Origin of the sequence: Pseudomonas sp. BP6 (assembly GCF_017875935.1) — a bacterium.
Classification (GTDB): Bacteria; Pseudomonadota; Gammaproteobacteria; order Pseudomonadales; family Pseudomonadaceae; genus Aquipseudomonas; species Aquipseudomonas putida_Y.
The window spans coordinates 5,043,821-5,059,156 of the sequence record NZ_JAGINI010000001.1 but is presented as its reverse complement, the minus strand read 5'-3'; the positions used below and the strand labels follow the sequence as shown (position 1 = coordinate 5,059,156).

Annotated in this window: 16 protein-coding genes, 1 tRNA gene and 1 pseudogene; 8 read left to right on the top strand and 10 right to left on the bottom strand. The window is 61.4% G+C overall.

The annotated features are described in order from the left end of the window. Positions 1–29: 29 nt before the first annotated feature. From J3A98_RS23025 to J3A98_RS23010, 4 genes are read right to left on the bottom strand one after another with little or no spacing between them, the layout of a single operon-like run. Positions 30–719 (bottom strand): ABC transporter permease, encoded by a 690-nt coding sequence (locus J3A98_RS23025; RefSeq protein ID WP_014589362.1) that lies wholly within the window; start codon positions 717–719, stop codon positions 30–32. Continuing rightward, complete coding sequence (locus J3A98_RS23020) at positions 716–1,411, bottom strand: ABC transporter permease (protein WP_103443351.1); 696 nt, start codon at positions 1,409–1,411, stop codon at positions 716–718. The genes J3A98_RS23025 and J3A98_RS23020 overlap by 4 nt, the downstream gene beginning before the upstream one ends. Positions 1,412–1,465: 54 nt before the next feature. Continuing rightward, complete coding sequence (locus tag J3A98_RS23015) at positions 1,466–2,218, bottom strand: ABC transporter substrate-binding protein (protein ID WP_176683587.1); 753 nt, start codon at positions 2,216–2,218, stop codon at positions 1,466–1,468. An 11-nt stretch (positions 2,219–2,229) separates the two neighbouring features. After that, positions 2,230–3,003, bottom strand: a complete 774-nt coding sequence (locus J3A98_RS23010) for an ABC transporter ATP-binding protein (protein ID WP_176683586.1) — start codon at positions 3,001–3,003, stop codon at positions 2,230–2,232. Positions 3,004–3,633: 630 nt separating this feature from the next. Between J3A98_RS23010 and gabP the strand changes: the two genes are divergently transcribed. Then, complete coding sequence (gabP, locus tag J3A98_RS23005; RefSeq protein ID WP_209968700.1) at positions 3,634–5,019, top strand: GABA permease; 1,386 nt, start codon at positions 3,634–3,636, stop codon at positions 5,017–5,019. A 234-nt stretch (positions 5,020–5,253) separates the two neighbouring features. On the opposite strand, the gene J3A98_RS23000 is transcribed toward gabP, so the two are convergent. Beyond that, on the bottom strand, positions 5,254–5,697 hold the full coding sequence (locus J3A98_RS23000) for a hypothetical protein (protein ID WP_209968696.1): 444 nt from the start codon (positions 5,695–5,697) through the stop codon (positions 5,254–5,256). Positions 5,698–5,936: 239 nt separating this feature from the next. On the opposite strand from J3A98_RS23000, the gene J3A98_RS22995 reads away from it, so the two are divergent. After that, positions 5,937–6,164, top strand: a complete 228-nt coding sequence (locus tag J3A98_RS22995) for a hypothetical protein (protein WP_176683584.1) — start codon at positions 5,937–5,939, stop codon at positions 6,162–6,164. 189 nt (positions 6,165–6,353) lie between these two features. On the opposite strand, the gene J3A98_RS22990 is transcribed toward J3A98_RS22995, so the two are convergent. From J3A98_RS22990 to J3A98_RS22970, 5 genes are all read right to left on the bottom strand, one after another. Then, a tRNA-Phe gene (locus J3A98_RS22990) sits at positions 6,354–6,429 on the bottom strand. Positions 6,430–6,519: 90 nt separating this feature from the next. Next, on the bottom strand, positions 6,520–6,792 hold the full coding sequence (locus J3A98_RS22985) for an oxidative damage protection protein (RefSeq protein WP_003255742.1): 273 nt from the start codon (positions 6,790–6,792) through the stop codon (positions 6,520–6,522). Then, a complete protein-coding gene (gene mutY / locus J3A98_RS22980; RefSeq protein WP_209968693.1) occupies positions 6,789–7,856 on the bottom strand; it encodes an A/G-specific adenine glycosylase in 1,068 nt (355 codons plus the stop codon). The genes J3A98_RS22985 and mutY overlap by 4 nt, the downstream gene beginning before the upstream one ends. Next, on the bottom strand, positions 7,853–10,099 hold the full coding sequence (locus tag J3A98_RS22975; RefSeq protein WP_209968690.1) for an AsmA family protein: 2,247 nt from the start codon (positions 10,097–10,099) through the stop codon (positions 7,853–7,855). The genes mutY and J3A98_RS22975 overlap by 4 nt, the downstream gene beginning before the upstream one ends. 168 nt (positions 10,100–10,267) lie before the next feature. Continuing rightward, positions 10,268–10,432, bottom strand: coding sequence for a hypothetical protein (locus tag J3A98_RS22970; RefSeq protein WP_209969959.1), 165 nt, complete (start codon positions 10,430–10,432; stop codon positions 10,268–10,270). On the opposite strand from J3A98_RS22970, the pseudogene J3A98_RS22965 reads away from it, so the two are divergent. The 6 genes and pseudogenes from J3A98_RS22965 (at position 10,368) to hisF (ending at position 15,253) form a co-directional block, all read left to right on the top strand. Then, positions 10,368–12,028, top strand: a pseudogene (locus J3A98_RS22965) (OFA family MFS transporter). The gene J3A98_RS22970 and the pseudogene J3A98_RS22965 sit on opposite strands and share 65 nt — an antisense overlap. 185 nt (positions 12,029–12,213) lie before the next feature. Further along, positions 12,214–12,807: an imidazoleglycerol-phosphate dehydratase HisB gene (hisB, locus tag J3A98_RS22960; RefSeq protein ID WP_003255736.1), complete on the top strand. Its 594-nt coding sequence runs from the start codon at positions 12,214–12,216 to the stop codon at positions 12,805–12,807. After that, entirely contained in the window at positions 12,808–13,446 is a 639-nt protein-coding gene (hisH, locus tag J3A98_RS22955) for an imidazole glycerol phosphate synthase subunit HisH (RefSeq protein WP_176683582.1), read from the top strand. Continuing rightward, positions 13,447–13,707 (top strand): DUF2164 domain-containing protein, encoded by a 261-nt coding sequence (locus tag J3A98_RS22950; protein WP_021782634.1) that lies wholly within the window; start codon positions 13,447–13,449, stop codon positions 13,705–13,707. Positions 13,708–13,734: 27 nt separating this feature from the next. After that, entirely contained in the window at positions 13,735–14,472 is a 738-nt protein-coding gene (gene hisA, locus J3A98_RS22945; protein ID WP_003255731.1) for a 1-(5-phosphoribosyl)-5-[(5-phosphoribosylamino)methylideneamino]imidazole-4-carboxamide isomerase, read from the top strand. A 10-nt stretch (positions 14,473–14,482) separates the two neighbouring features. Further along, positions 14,483–15,253, top strand: coding sequence for an imidazole glycerol phosphate synthase subunit HisF (gene hisF, locus J3A98_RS22940; RefSeq protein ID WP_176683581.1), 771 nt, complete (start codon positions 14,483–14,485; stop codon positions 15,251–15,253). The last annotated feature ends 83 nt before the right edge of the window (positions 15,254–15,336 follow it).

Below are 15,336 nucleotides of genomic sequence, written 5' to 3'. Positions count from 1 at the left end.
GGCGTGCCCGCGAAGATGGCTAGGAGATGTCAGCGGCCTTGGCAGGCATCCACGCGCAACCAGCGCTCCAGCAGCTTGAAGCCTTGCACCAGCATGAACGAGATCACCAGGTAGAACACGCCTGCAGCGAAGAAGATTTCCACCGGCAGGTAGGTGCGGGCGATGATGGTACGGGCCATGCCGGTCAGCTCCAGCAGGGTCACGGTACTGGCCAGGGCACTGGCCTTGAGCATCAGGATCACTTCGTTGCTGTACGCCGGCAGGCCGATGCGTGCGGCGCGTGGCAGCATGATGTAGAACAGCGCCTTGCCCCGCGACATGCCCAGCGCCCGCGCCGCCTCGATCTCACCTTTGGGGATCGACTGCAGTGCGCCGCGCAGGATCTCGGCAATGTAGGCGGCGGTGTGCAGGGTCATGGTCAGCACCGTGCACCAGAACGGGTCGCGCAGGTAGGGCCACAGCGAGCTGGAGCGCACCGCATCGAACTGCGCCAGGCCGTAGTAGACCAGGAACAACTGCACCAGCAGCGGCGTGCCGCGGAAGAAGAAGATGTAGCTGAACGGCACGGCGCGCACGTACCAATGGCGCGAGGAACGAGCGATGCCCAACGGGATGGCCAGGATCAACCCGGCAACCACGGCAATGGCCACCAGTTCCAGGGTCAGGACTGCACCCTCGGCCAGGCGTGGCAGCCATTTGAAGATGACTTCCCAATTCATTGTTCAGCCCTCGCAAAGCCGCGAGCGGCACGTTTTTCCATGAAATGCATACCGGTCATGGCAATGACGGTCAGGCCCAGGTAGATGCAGGCCGCAACCATGTAGAAGGTGAACGGCTCTTTGGTCACGGTCACGCCGATTTGTGCGTGGCGCATGATTTCTTCCAGGCCGATTACCGACACCAGGGCGGTGTCCTTCATCAGGATCATGAACAGGTTGCCAAGGCCGGGCAGGGCGATGCGCCACATCTGCGGCAGGATGATCCGCGAGAGGATTCGGGCCTTGGACAGGCCTAGCGCCAGGCCAGCTTCACGGTGGCCTTTGGGGATCGCCAGGATGGCGCCACGGAACACTTCGGTGGCGTAGGCGCCAAAGCACAGGCCGAGGGCGATGACGCCCGCAGCGAAGGCGCTGAGCTCCAGGCCCGGCATGTTCAGGGCTTCGCCGAGGCTGCTCATGAGCCCGACGGTACCGAAATAGATAAGCAGCACCCAGAGCAGTTCGGGCACGCCGCGCACCAGGGTCGAGTAGAAGCCGCCAAGCCATTGCAGCGGCTTGAGCGGAGAGGTCTTGGCCAGGGCGCCGAGCAGGCCCAGGACCAGCCCCAGCAGCAAGGCGCAAAGCGCCAGTTTTACGGTCATCAGGGTGCCGGCCATCATGGCCGGACCGAATCCGTGCAGGTCGATATTCATGGGCAGGTCATTTTAGGGACTGGCGCGCCGCAAGGGCGCGCCGGTCAGGGCGGATCATTCGATGCTGAACGGGAAGTACTTGTCGTTGATTTTCTTGTACGTACCGTCGGCTTTGATTTCTGCCAGGGCTTTGTTCAGGTCGTCGCGCAGCTTGGTGTCACCTTTGCGCACGGCAATGCCGATCTTGTCGCTGTCCATCACCGGCTCGCCCTTGAACTCGAAGTTCGAGCCGTCTTTGCTTTTCAGCCACTCGTACTGCACGTACTTGTCGGCGAGGATGCCGTCGATACGACCGGAAACCAGGTCAAGGTAGGCGTTTTCCTGGGTGTCGTAGAGTTTGACATCGACATCCGGGTAGTTGTCTTCAAGGTAGGTGCCGGCCAGGGTGGCGCGCTGGGTGCCGATGACCTTGCCCTTAAGCGACGCTTTGTCGGTCTTGAAGTCGACGTTTTTCGGCGCGATGAACTGCAGCTTGTTGGAGTAGTACGGATCGGTGAAGTCCACAGCCTGCTTGCGTTCGTCGGTGATCGACAGCGACGACACCAGGAAGTCGAACTTCTTGGCGTTCAGGGCCGGGATGATGCCGTCCCAGTCGGAGGTAACGACCGAGCACTCGACTTTCATCTTGGCGCACAGGGCGTCGCCGATGTCTTTGTCGAAGCCAACCACGTTACCGCTGGCATCCTTGTTGTTGAACGGTGGGTAGGCGGCTTCGATGCCCATGCGCAGTTTTTCTGCGGCCATGGCGTTTGCCGACATCACCAGCGTGGCAGCAGCTGCCAGGAGAAACTTCTTGTAGGTGTGCATGTATTGCTCCGTTAGCGGTGGCTGGACATGAATTGCTTGCAACGCGCCGAGGTCGGGTTTTCGAAGACCTGCTGCGGCGATCCCTGCTCTTCGACCAGGCCCTGGTGCAGGAAGACGACTTCACTGGACACATGGCGGGCAAAGCTCATCTCGTGCGTCACCAGCAGCATGGTACGGCCTTCTTCGGCCAATGCGCGGATAACGTTAAGCACTTCCTGGACCATTTCCGGATCGAGGGCCGAAGTGGGCTCGTCGAACAGGATGACCTTGGGCTTCATGGCCAGGGTACGGGCAATGGCGGCGCGCTGTTGCTGGCCACCGGAAAGCTGGGCGGGGTAGCTGTGGCGTTTGTCGTAGATGCCGACCTTGTTCAGCAGCGCTTCGGCGGCTTCGATGGCCTCGGCCTTGCTTTGGCCGAGCACGCGGCGTGGCGCCTCGATGATGTTGTCGAGGATCGACATGTGTGGCCACAGGTTGAAATTCTGGAAGACAAAGCCGATTTCGCTGCGCAGGCGATTGATCTGGCGGTTGTCGGCAGCGATCAGGTCGCCATTCTTGGAGGCCTTGAGCTTGAGGGCTTCGCCGGCGACCAGGATTTCGCCCTGGTGCGGGTTCTCGAGCAGGTTGATGCAGCGCAGCAGGGTGGACTTGCCGGAGCCGGACGACCCCAGGATGGAGATCACGTCACCGTCGCGAGCGGTCAGCGAAATGCCCTTGAGAATTTCCTGCTCGCCGTAGCGTTTGTGCAAATTGCGGATTTCCAGCGCGGGCGTGGCCTGAGCCATGTGCGGTCCTCATGTGTTCGGGTGCGTTCCCAGCTGTTGGCGGCCTTCCTGGCGTGCGCCAAGCTAGCATAGCGGCATTATGACGGCCAACAGGGTCGCCGGGGACTGGGGGCACTGGTGGGGCAGTTTGTCGCATCGCTACAGCGTAACGTCGCGCAGATGTCCGCGAAGGTGTCGCCCAGCACCAGAGCCTTGATGAAAAAAGGCGCGATGGTGCCAGCTTTGGCCGGCTCATGGAAGCTGTTTTGGCCCATTGGAGGGGTAAACCCGACCTTTTGGCCGTAGGAACGGGTTATCCCGCGAATGCCTCTTTGAGATCATGAGGTTGTACCCATGGGTTGCACTTTTTGTATTGCGCTGGTGCAAAGGTGTTACCGAGGAGCACCTTTGGTGCGTTTGTAAGTGGGTATTTCAGTAATCCGCTGATTTGATGCCCTTTCGGTCAGGCATTGGCCGAAAGCCCTCCAAGCCCTCTCCTGAAAGGCCTGTAGAATTTTCTGACGAATGCATTTAGCACCTGGCGCGTTTATTGCCAGCAGGAAACCGCCGATTGCAGCGACGCCTAGGTCAACCCCTGGCGCGCTCTGTATTCGCAGTCGGCGTGGTCCACTCCTTACAAAGGTAGTTTCAATGAGCGGTAACAATTCCAATGACCTCGCTCAGGGGCTCAAGCAACGGCATGTGACCATGCTGTCCATCGCTGGCGTCATCGGTGCAGGCCTGTTCGTAGGCTCCGGCCACGCCATCGCAGCTGCCGGCCCTGCCGTGCTGCTGGCTTACGCTGCCGCCGGTACGCTGGTCGTGCTGGTGATGCGTATGCTGGGTGAAATGGCAGTCGCCTCGCCTGACACTGGTTCGTTCTCTACGTATGCCGACCGCGCCATCGGGCGCTGGGCCGGTTTCACCATTGGCTGGCTGTACTGGTGGTTCTGGGTGCTGGTGATTCCGCTGGAGGCCAACGCCGCCGCGGCCATTCTGCATGCCTGGTTCCCGGCGGTTGACCTGTGGGCGTTCTCCCTCATCATTACCCTGGCACTGACGCTTACCAACCTGTGCAGTGTGAAGAACTACGGTGAGTTCGAATTCTGGTTTGCCCTGCTCAAGGTGCTGGCGATCATCGGCTTCATCGCCGTGGGCTGTGCTGCCTTGTTCGGCTTTGTTCCGAACAGCCAGGTGAGCGGTGCCAGCCACCTGTTCGATACCCAGGGCTTCATGCCCAACGGCCTGGGCGCAGTGCTGGCAGCCATGCTGACCACGATGTTCTCGTTCATGGGTACTGAAATCGTCACCATTGCCGCTGCCGAGTCGAAGGACCCGGGCAAGCAGATCAGCCGTGCCACCAACTCGGTAATCTGGCGTATCTGCCTGTTCTACCTGGTGTCGATCTTCCTGGTTGTGGCCCTGGTGCCGTGGAACGACCCGGCCCTGGCCGAGGCTGGCTCTTACCAGACCGTGCTGAGCCGTATCGGTGTGCCGAATGCCAAGTTGATCGTCGACATCGTCGTGCTGATTGCCGTGACCAGCTGCCTGAACTCGGCGCTGTACACGTCTTCGCGCATGTTGTTCTCGCTGAGCAAGCGTGGCGACGCCCCGGCCATCGCCCAGCGCACCACCAAGGCGGCGACCCCGCATGTGGCGGTACTGCTGTCCACCGCAGCGGCATTCCTTTGCGTGTTCGCCAACTTCGTGGCACCGGCCCAGGTATTCGAGTTCCTGCTGGCCAGCTCTGGCGCCATTGCGCTGCTGGTGTACCTGGTGATCGCCGTGTCGCAACTGCGCATGCGCGCCCAGCGTGAAGCCCGTGGCGAAAAGATTACCTTCAAGATGTGGCTGTTCCCGGGGCTGACCTGGGCGACCATTGCATTCATCGTTGCCATTCTTGTGGTAATGGCGCTGCGTGAGGATCATCGTGTAGAGATCATTGCGACTGCGCTGCTGAGTATTGCTGTGGTGGCGGCTGGCTTGCTGGTGCACCGCAAGCGCGAGGCTGCCGGGCGGGCGGCGCTGGACAGCTGATCTGCGCTGGCTGAAATGAAAAGGCCGCGCCCAGTGAAGGGTGCGGCCTTTTTTGCCTGTACCGGCCCTTTCGCGGGCAAGCCCGCAGGTTCACCACAGGCCCGTAGGAGCGGGTTTACCCGCGAAAGGGCCGGGGCGGCTGGCCAATTTCCTTGGCTAATCACCGTTGCAGCCGCCATCGTATTCGCGGGTAAACCCGCTCCTTCAGGGGGCGCAACAGGTTACATGGCCCTGTCAGCCAAACTGCTTCTGCTGTTGCTGCTGTCTGGCCACGAGTTCGGAAGCGGCGATATAGGCTTCCTGGAACTCATCACTCTCCAGCCAGGCCATGGTGGTCTCTTCGTCAGCGCCGTCCAGCCATTTGCGGTAGGCGTTGAACACCAGCACGATGTAGTCGGTAGCGTGTTCTTCCTTGTGTCCCTTGAGCACCAGGGCGAGCAGCGGATCTACCAGGAACACCGAGATCATTGGCACCAGGCCGCCTTCCTGGGCTTCCTTCATCTTGTTGAACATCGCGTCGTAGCTGCCCGACTCCATGGCCTTGTTGTACACCTGCTCGACGCTTGCGCTGTCGCCGGCGCTGGCCTTGACCGCTTGGCCGCTGCGTACCATGCGGTTCTGCTTGGCCTTGCTGGCGGCGCGCTTGGCGCGTTTCTGTTGCTTGGTAGGGGTGGCCATGGGCAAATCCTTGGGTGTGTCTGAAAGTGCGCGTATTGAAGCGCAATTGCCCGATAAACCCAAGCAGTGCTCCCGGGCGCTGCCGCTTGAGATGTCTGTGGGATACATATCCAGATTATGCGAACCGTGGGCCCTGCGTAGCTTCTCTCCCGCTGCCAGCCATGCTGGCTGGCAGCCTGTCACCGCGCCAATTCGGCGTCTGTGAGTGATGCGCACGTTTGCGCTGCAAAGGAGGAGTCATGAAGCACTTTTATCTGGTCACCCTGTACGGCTACACGGACGATGGCAGGGTTTACTATCCAACCGGTTTCGCCGGTTGCGACGAACAGAGGATTACAAAGGCTGACATCGCTGCCGTCATCGAAAAAGGCAAGCAACACGGCCACCTTCGGTTGCACAGCATCTCCTACCTCGGGCACATGACCGAGGATGCATTCGAGCATCTTCGTTCCATGTCGGACGAGTAAGGTTCGACCCGCAGTCTGCTTATGGCTGCGGGTTTCTCGATTGCATGGCGAGCCTTCAGGTTGCGTTGTGAAATCGGGTGTTCTTCGAAGTCGCGTGAAGTTAAAAAATCACAGGCAACAAAAAACCCGCACTAGGCGGGTTTCTTGTTGTCGCTTCGGGTAACTTTGCAACCACCAGAAGCTTGAAGGTGGTGCCCAGAGACGGAGTCGAACCGCCGACACGAGGATTTTCAATCCTCTGCTCTACCGACTGAGCTATCTGGGCGACGAGGTGAATTAAATAGATTTCCGGACCGCTCGTCAACGACTTTTTGAAAAAATTTTAAATTAATTCCGTCGCTTACGATTTTTGGGGTCATTCGGCCGGTGGAACGTAGCCTTCGGCCTGGGCGTATTCTTCGCCGGCGAAAAACTTGTCCATTTCGGCCTGGAGGAATTTGCGGTCCTCGGCGTTCATCATGTTCAGGCGCTTTTCGTTGATCAGCATGGTCTGGTGCTTCTGCCAGTCGGCCCAGGCTTTCTGCGAGATGTGTTCGAAGATGTCCTGGCCCTTGGCGCCGGGGTAGGGCGGGCGTTCCAGGCCGGGTAGTTCTTCTTGGTACTTGCGGCACATCACGGTGCGAGTCATCGGGCGTCTCCTGCAATCAGTTCGTCGGTCGCGCGTTCAAGCAGCTTTTTCACCGGGGCGGCGAGGCCCAGACGCGGCGGGGTGGCGAGGTTATACCAGAGCCAGTCGGCCTCGGCCACGTGCTCGCCGACCGGGTCGACGCGTACTAGCCAGGGTTCGATTGCCAGCTGGAAGTGGCTGAAGGTATGGGTCAGGCCGTCCATGGCGTGGCGGCCAGCCAGGCGCAGGCCATGCTGGTAGGCCAGGTCGTCGAGCTGGGCGATGTCGTCCAGTTCCGGGAGGCTCCACAAACCACCCCACAGGCCGCTGGAAGGACGGCGGTAAAGCAGGATGGCGCCTTCGTGGTTGGCCAGCAGTGGCATCAGTGTGCGCCGTTGCGGCAGCGCCTTGCGCGGTTTGGGCTCGGGGTAGCGGGTTTCTTCGCCGTGCAGGTGCGCTTCGCAGCCGTGCTGCAACGGGCAGATCAGGCAGCTGGGCTTGCTGCGCGTGCACAGCGTGGCGCCCATGTCCATCATCGCCTGGGTGTAGTGGTTGGCGCGTTGTTGCGGGGTGAAACGCTCGGCGGTGGCCCATAGCTGGTTGGCAACCTTGGGTTCGCCGGGGTAGCCGGCCTGGGCGGTGTAGCGTGCCAGCACGCGCTTGACGTTGCCGTCGAGGATCGGTGCGCGGATGCCCATGCTGATGCTGGCGATCGCGCCGGCAGTCGAGCGGCCGATGCCGGGCAGCTCGGTAAGCTGCTCGACACTGCGCGGGAATTCGCCGCCATGTTGCTCGACGACGACCTTGGCGGCTTTTTGCAGGTTGCGTGCGCGGGTGTAGTAGCCCAGGCCCGTCCACAGGTGCAGCACTTCGTCCTCCGGTGCCTCGGCCAGGGCTTGCACGGTTGGCAGGGCCTGCATGAAGCGGTCGAAGTAGTTGAGCACGGTGCTGACCTGAGTCTGCTGCAACATGATTTCCGACACCCACACGCGGTACGGCGTGATGCCCTGTTGCCAGGGCAGGTCGTGCCGGCCGTGCTCGTCATACCAGTCCAGCACAGCGCTGGAGAACTGCTCGGGGCTCATCGGTTGAACAGCCCCTTGAGCGCGTCTTTCAGTTCCGGGCTCACTTTGTCTCCAAGTTTTTCATCAAGTTTTTCATCGATCTTGTCTTTCAGGCGGTTGCCGGCCAGCTTGGCGGCAACCTTGCCCAGGCCGTTCTGGTCCAGGCGGCAGGCCTTCGCGCCGAGTTCCAGCGGGCCACGGCAGCGCAGGGGCACTTCAACACCCACATAACGTTCGTTGACCTGGCAAGCCGGGTCCGGCATGGCACGCTGGTCGCCTTCGACGATTACGCCGATGTTGTAGTCCATGCCCAGCACGCGCAGGTCGAGGTCACCATGGCCGTTGACGGTCAGGCCAGGGATGCGCGCCTTGAGGTCCGGGTTGCTGGCGACGCCATTGCGCACCACCAGGCTGCCGCGCAGTTCCTGGAACGGGGTGTCCTTGCCACGTGGCTCGCTGTTCAGCGTCTTGCGATTGAGCGTGGCGATGGCCTGGCACAGCTGCTGTTCCAGGTTGGCATTGACCAGCACGCCGTCGTTGATGGTGAAGTTTGCGCTGCCGTTCAGGGTGTCGACCAGTGCCTTCTGGCTGTTACCGGTGGCTGTCATGTCACTGGTCAGGGTCAGCAGGCCCTTGACCGGTGGTGTCTGTTCCTTGCCTTCGGTCTTGATGAAGTGCTCCACCGGCACCCGCTGGATGTTGGTGCTCACACCCAGCTGTGGCACGGCAGGGCGTACGTCGACCGTGCCCTTGGCTTCGAAGGTGCCGTTGTACAGCTCTCCGCGCAGGGTTTGCAGGGTCAGCAGGCCGCCTTGGCCAACGGCCTTGAGCTGGGCGCTTTCGATCGGCAGCTTGTCCAGGGTCAACGAGCCGAAGGCCAGGTCAGCCTGCAGGTCGAGGGCGCGCAGCCGGTCGATCGGCAGCAGTTTGTCGTCGCTCCAGGCCACTTGCGTTGGTGCGTTGGGCAGTGGTGTGGTGCCGGCACTGGCTACGGCGCTGGCCTCTTGTTGCTTGACCTCGGCCTGGCGCGCAGCGGTGGCGCCCTTGGCCTCTTCGCTCTTGGCCGGCAGGTAGCGGTCGGCGTCGAAGGTGTCGCCCTTAAGCTGCAGGCGCAGGGCTTGTTTGGCGAAATCTTCGACGGCCACGCGGCCGCTGAAGGTGCTGTCGTCCAGCTTCACTGCCAGGTCTTCCAGGGCCAGGCTGCTGGGCGTGCCCTGCAGGCGAGTGACCAACTCCAGCTTGGCGAAGGCGGCCGGATCGTTGGTGGCCGGCAGCGGGCGACCAATGCTTTCAAGGAAGGCGCGCAGGTTGAACTGGGCGATGGACAGGCCGCCGCTCAGCTGGGGTGCCTTGTCCAGATCGCGCAGGTTCAGCTCCCCGAGGGCGCGCAGTTGGTTGGCCGAGACTTTCAGGCCGTTCCACGAGGCGACATTGGCGGCCAGGTCGACCAGCAATTGGCCTTGGGCGGCGAAGGTCACGGTCTTGCCGCCGGTAGGCTCCCCCGAGGTTTCGCCCGACAGGCGCATGTCTTCGAAGTTGTAGCGCTTGAGTTTGCGGTCGAAGCGCAATTCGCCGGCCAACTCGGTACGGGCCTTGATGCTCGGCTGGCTGGCGCTGATGAAGGCACTGGCCTTGAGCGGGATGTTTGCGCCTTCATGGATCGGGCCGGTGCTCAGCTGGATGCTTTCGGCGCTGTAGCTGTGGCCGGTCTTGGCATCGGTGTACTGCACGCGGGCGTTGTTCACGGTCAGGCTGTCGATGTCCAGCTTGATGGCGCGGTCGTTGCTTTCGGCGGTCGCAGGCTTCTGCTCGGCAGGAGCCTGTGCGGATGCATCGGTGCTTGCGCCGTTCTGCGCGGGCAGCGGCTTGCCGATGTCTTCCCAGTTGCCATGGCCCTGTTCGTCACGCGTCAGGGTCAGGTTCAGGCCTTCGACACGTACGTCGCTCATTTGCACTTCGCGGCGCAGCAGCGGCAGCACACGGACCGAAAGCCCAAGCATCTGCAGGTCGGCGAACGGCTCCTTGGGGTTGTTCAAGGTAGCGATGCTGGCTTCGTGCAGCTCCAGGCCCAGCCATGGGAACAGGCTCCAGCCGATGTCACCGTTGAGGGTCAGTTCGATGTGAGCCTTGTCGCGTGCCAGCTGGCGAATCTCGTCTTTGTAGTCGTTGGGATCAAAGAGGTGGGTCAGGGCGAAGCCCAGCGCCACGATGATCAGCAGTAACCCGAGAAGCCCCAGTCCCAGGATTTTGCCGAACGCTTTCATGGGCGAGTCCTTTTAGTCCGTTAGTGAGTTCAGGCGGCAGAGTATAACGCTGTAGCGGTTACCCCTGCTTGTACGACTAGAGATGTAGGAAATTCCTACGCCTGTATCAGATCGTACGGCTTTCGACAGCCTAGTATTGAGCGGGTGCCGGGAACATGACCGTTTCAGTCAGGCAAAATTGAACGATGGCAGATTGCTTTCATGCTGCTTGATGCTGCTACCCTTGCGCCGCTTCGCGAGCACCCTCCCAATAACAAGGATCAGATCCATGACCAGTACTGTCGCGACGGGAACCTCGGCCAGTGCGCCAGGCTTTCTGTCGAAGGAACGCATAATCGCCCGCCCAGGCTTCAACCGCTGGCTGGTTCCGCCAGCCGCCCTGGCCATTCATCTGTGCATCGGTATGGCCTACGGCTTTTCGGTATTCTGGCTGCCTTTGTCGCAAGCCCTTGGGATCACCGCCCCCGTCGCCTGTGCGGCAACATGGGCTTCATGGCCCGAATGTTCAGCGCCGAATGCGACTGGCCAATCTCGATGCTGAGCTGGATCTACACCCTGTTCTTCGTATTCCTCGGCTGCTCGGCGGCGGTGCTGGGCGGTTGGCTGGAGCACGCCGGCCCGCGCAAGGCTGGCCTGGTCTCGGCCTTGTGCTGGTGCGGTGGCATGCTGCTTTCGGCGATAGGTGTGAAAACCCATCAGCTGTGGCTGATGTGGCTTGGCTCCGGCGTAATCGGCGGTATCGGCCTGGGCCTGGGCTACATCTCGCCGGTATCGACCTTGATCAAGTGGTTCCCGGACAAACGCGGCATGGCCACCGGTATGGCGATCATGGGCTTCGGCGGCGGGGCCATGGTAGGGGCGCCGCTGGCCACCGCGCTTATGGGGCATTTTGGCAATGAGCACGAAGTTGGCGTATGGCAGAGTTTTGTCGCCATGGCGGCGATCTACTTCGTGTTCATGACCGCTGGCGCACTGGCGTATCGCGTACCTCCGACCGGCTGGAAGCCTGAAGGTTGGGCTGCACCGTTGAAGAATGCCAGTAACGCCATGGTCACCGACCGCCACGTGCACGTCAGTGTGGCCTGGAAGACTCCGCAGTTCGCACTGATCTGGCTGGTGCTGTGCCTGAACGTGTCGGCGGGCATCGGCATTATCGGTATGGCTTCGCCGCTGCTGCAGGAAGTGTTCGCCGGTAAATTACTGGGCAACGAACTGACCTTCAGCCAGCTGAGCACTGCGCAGTTGGCGCAAATTGCCGCGATCGCCGCCGGCTTTACCGGCCTGCTGAGCCTGTTCAACATTGGCGGCCGGTTCTTCTGGGCATCGTTCTCCGACTACATAGGCCGCAAGAACACCTACTTTGCCTTCTTCGCCTTGGGTGTGGGCTTGTACAGCCTGGTGCCGAACATGGGGCACCTGGGCAACGTGGCACTTTTCGTGGCCGCGTTCTGCATCATTCTGTCGATGTATGGCGGTGGCTTTGCAACGGTGCCGGCCTACCTGGCTGACCTGTTCGGCACGCAGATGGTGGGTGCCATCCATGGTCGCCTGCTGACCGCTTGGGCGGCAGCGGGGGTGCTGGGGCCGGTGCTGATCACCTACCTGCGCGAGTATCAACTGGCGGCAGGTGTGGAGCGGGCAGCGGCTTATGACATGACCTTGTACATTCTCGCGGGTCTGCTGGTGCTGGGCTTTATCTGCAACATGCTGGTGCGCCCGGTGGCCGACAAGCACTTCATGAGTGATGCCGAACTGGCGGCCGAGCGCGCGTTGAGCCATGACAAGGGCGCCGATGGGGCGCGGTCGCTGGAGTGGAAAGCGGCGCCAGGCAGCCTGCCACTGGTGCTGCTGGCTTGGGCGGTGGTGGTTGTGCCGTTGGCCTGGGGTGTCTGGGTGACCTTGCAAAAGACCGCTGTGCTGTTCCATTGATCAGCAGGGGCGCGCGTTGCGCCCCTTTCGCAGATGCAGGAGCGGGCCGTTGTGGTTGTATAGACCTGTAGCGGTATCCAGTCCGCATAAATCCTGGCTTTGCCATATGTCATCCGCGTTTCAAGCTGGCGCGTTCTGGGCCTATAATGAACCCCTTTTCGCCCAATGATTTTGCGGAGCTGGTGATGGTTGAACGTAAGGCTTCCGTCGAGCGCAATACCCTGGAAACCCAGGTCAAGTGCTCGATCAACCTCGATGGCAGTGGCAAGGCCCGATTCGATATCGGTGTGCCCTTCCTTGAACACATGCTGGACCAGATCGCCCGCCATGGGCTGATCGATCTGGATATCGAGTGCAAGGGTGACACGCATATCGACGATCACCATACCGTCGAAGACGTCGGCATCACCCTGGGCATGGCATTCGCCCAAGCCATCGGTGACAAGAAAGGTATCTTCCGCTACGGCCACGCCTACGTGCCGCTGGACGAAGCGCTGTCACGCGTGGTCATCGACTTCTCTGGCCGCCCAGGCCTGCAGATGCACGTGCCGTATACCCGTGCCAGCGTTGGCGGCTTCGATGTCGACCTGTTCCAGGAGTTTTTCCAGGGCTTCGTCAACCACGCCCTGGTAACCCTGCACATCGACAACCTGCGTGGTCACAACACCCACCACCAGATCGAAACCGTATTCAAGGCTTTCGGCCGCGCCCTGCGCATGGCCATCACCCTCGACGAGCGTATGGCCGGGCAGATGCCTTCCACCAAAGGGTGCCTGTAAATGCAAACGGTAGCCGTAATCGACTATGGCATGGGTAACCTGCACTCGGTGGCCAAGGCACTTGAGCACGTAGGTGCCGGTAAAGTGCTGGTTACCAGCGATGCCTCAGTGATCCGCGAAGCCGACCGTGTGGTGTTCCCGGGCGTGGGCGCGATTCGCGACTGCATGGCCGAGATCCGCCGCCTGGGCTTCGACAGCCTGGTGCGCGAAGTCAGCCAAGACCGCCCGTTCCTCGGCATCTGCGTCGGTATGCAGGCGCTGCTCGAGCACAGTGAGGAAAACACCGGCGTCGACTGCATCGGCCTGTTCCCTGGCCAGGTGCGTTTTTTCGGCAAAGACCTGCAAGAAGACGGCGAGCACCTTAAGGTGCCGCACATGGGCTGGAACGAAGTCGCCCAGACCATCGATCACCCGCTGTGGCACGACATCCCTGACCGCGCACGTTTCTACTTCGTGCACAGCTACTACATCAATGCCGGCAAACCGGGCCAGGTGGTGGGGCGCGGTCACTATGGCGTCGACTTTGCCGCAGCGCTGGCCGACGGTTCGCGTTTTGCCGTGCAGTTCCACCCGGAGAAGAGCCATACCCATGGCCTGCAGCTGCTGCAGAACTTCATTGCCTGGGACGGGCGCTGGTAAATGAGCAGGTCGAAGACCAAGGCCCCGAGCATCACCCTGGCTCCCGAACAGGAGCGCGAAGCGCTCGACACCTTGAAGCGCTTCCTCGAAGACCGCTTCGAGCTGCAGTTGGGGTCGTTCGAGGTGGCCGAGGTCCTCGAGCTGTTCAGCAAAGAAATTGCACCCCATTACTACAACAGGGCGATTGCCGATGTTCAGCTGCACCTCAAGGAGCGGTTCGAGAGCATCGAAAGCGACCTGTGGGCACTCGAGAAGCCCTGAAACCCAACAAATAGACAGGTTCCCAAGATGCTGATTATCCCCGCTATCGATCTGAAGGACGGTGCTTGCGTGCGCCTGCGCCAGGGCCGCATGGAAGACTCTACGGTATTTTCCGACGACCCGGTGAGCATGGCTGCCAAGTGGGTCGAGGGTGGTTGCCGCCGCCTGCACCTGGTCGACCTCAACGGCGCCTTCGAAGGCCAGCCGGTCAATGGTGAAGTGGTTACCGCCATCGCCAAACGCTACCCGAACCTGCCGATCCAGATCGGCGGCGGTATCCGTTCGCTGGAAACCATCGAACACTACGTCAAGGCTGGCGTCAGCTACGTGATCATCGGCACCAAGGCCGTCAAGCAGCCCGAGTTCGTCGCTGAAGCGTGCAAAGCCTTTCCGGGCAAGGTCATCGTCGGCCTGGACGCCAAGGACGGCTTCGTCGCCACCGACGGTTGGGCCGAAGTCAGCTCGGTGCAGGTCATCGACCTGGCCAAGCGTTTCGAGGCCGATGGCGTCTCGGCGATCGTCTACACCGACATCGCCAAGGACGGCATGATGCAGGGCTGCAACGTGCCCTTCACCAAGGCACTGGCTGAAGCCACCCGTATCCCGGTGATCGCCTCGGGTGGCATTCACAACCTGGGCGACATCAAGGCCCTGCTGGACGCCAAGGCCCCGGGCATCATCGGCGCCATCACTGGCCGTGCCATCTACGAAGGCACCCTGGATGTCGCTGAGGCCCAGGCCTTCTGTGACAACTACCAAGGCTGAGGACTGAACCATGGCACTGGCCAAGCGCATTATCCCTTGCCTGGACGTGGACAACGGCCGGGTGGTCAAGGGCGTCAAGTTCGAGAACATCCGTGACGCCGGCGACCCGGTGGAAATCGCCCGTCGCTACGACGAGCAAGGTGCCGACGAAATCACCTTTCTCGACATCACCGCCAGTGTCGATGGCCGCGACACCACACTGCATACCGTCGAGCGCATGGCCAGCCAGGTGTTCATCCCGCTGACGGTAGGGGGTGGCGTGCGTACCGTGCAGGACATCCGCAACCTGCTCAACGCCGGTGCCGACAAGGTCTCGATCAACACCGCCGCGGTGTTCAACCCAGAGTTTGTCGGCGAGGCGGCGGACCGATTCGGTTCGCAGTGCATCGTTGTCGCCATCGATGCCAAGAAAGTGTCCGGGCCAGGTGAAGTGCCGCGCTGGGAGATTTTCACTCACGGCGGGCGCAAGCCGACCGGGCTGGATGCAGTCGAGTGGGCGAAGAAGATGGAAGGCCTGGGCGCTGGCGAGATCCTGCTGACCAGCATGGACCAGGACGGCATGAAGAACGGCTTCGACCTAGGGGTCACCCGCGCTATCAGTGATGCGCTGGGCATTCCGGTGATTGCCTCGGGGGGTGTGGGTAACCTGCAGCACCTGGCAGACGGCATTCTGGAAGGGCACGCCAGCGCGGTGCTGGCAGCCAGCATCTTCCACTTTGGCGAATACACCGTGCCTGAGGCCAAGGCCTATATGGCTTCGCGCGGAATCGTCGTTCGCTGATCCATTGATCGGGGCTGCTTTGCAGCCCTTCGCGGGCACGCCCGCTCCCACAGAGATCTCAGCAAACCTGTGGGAGCGGGCGT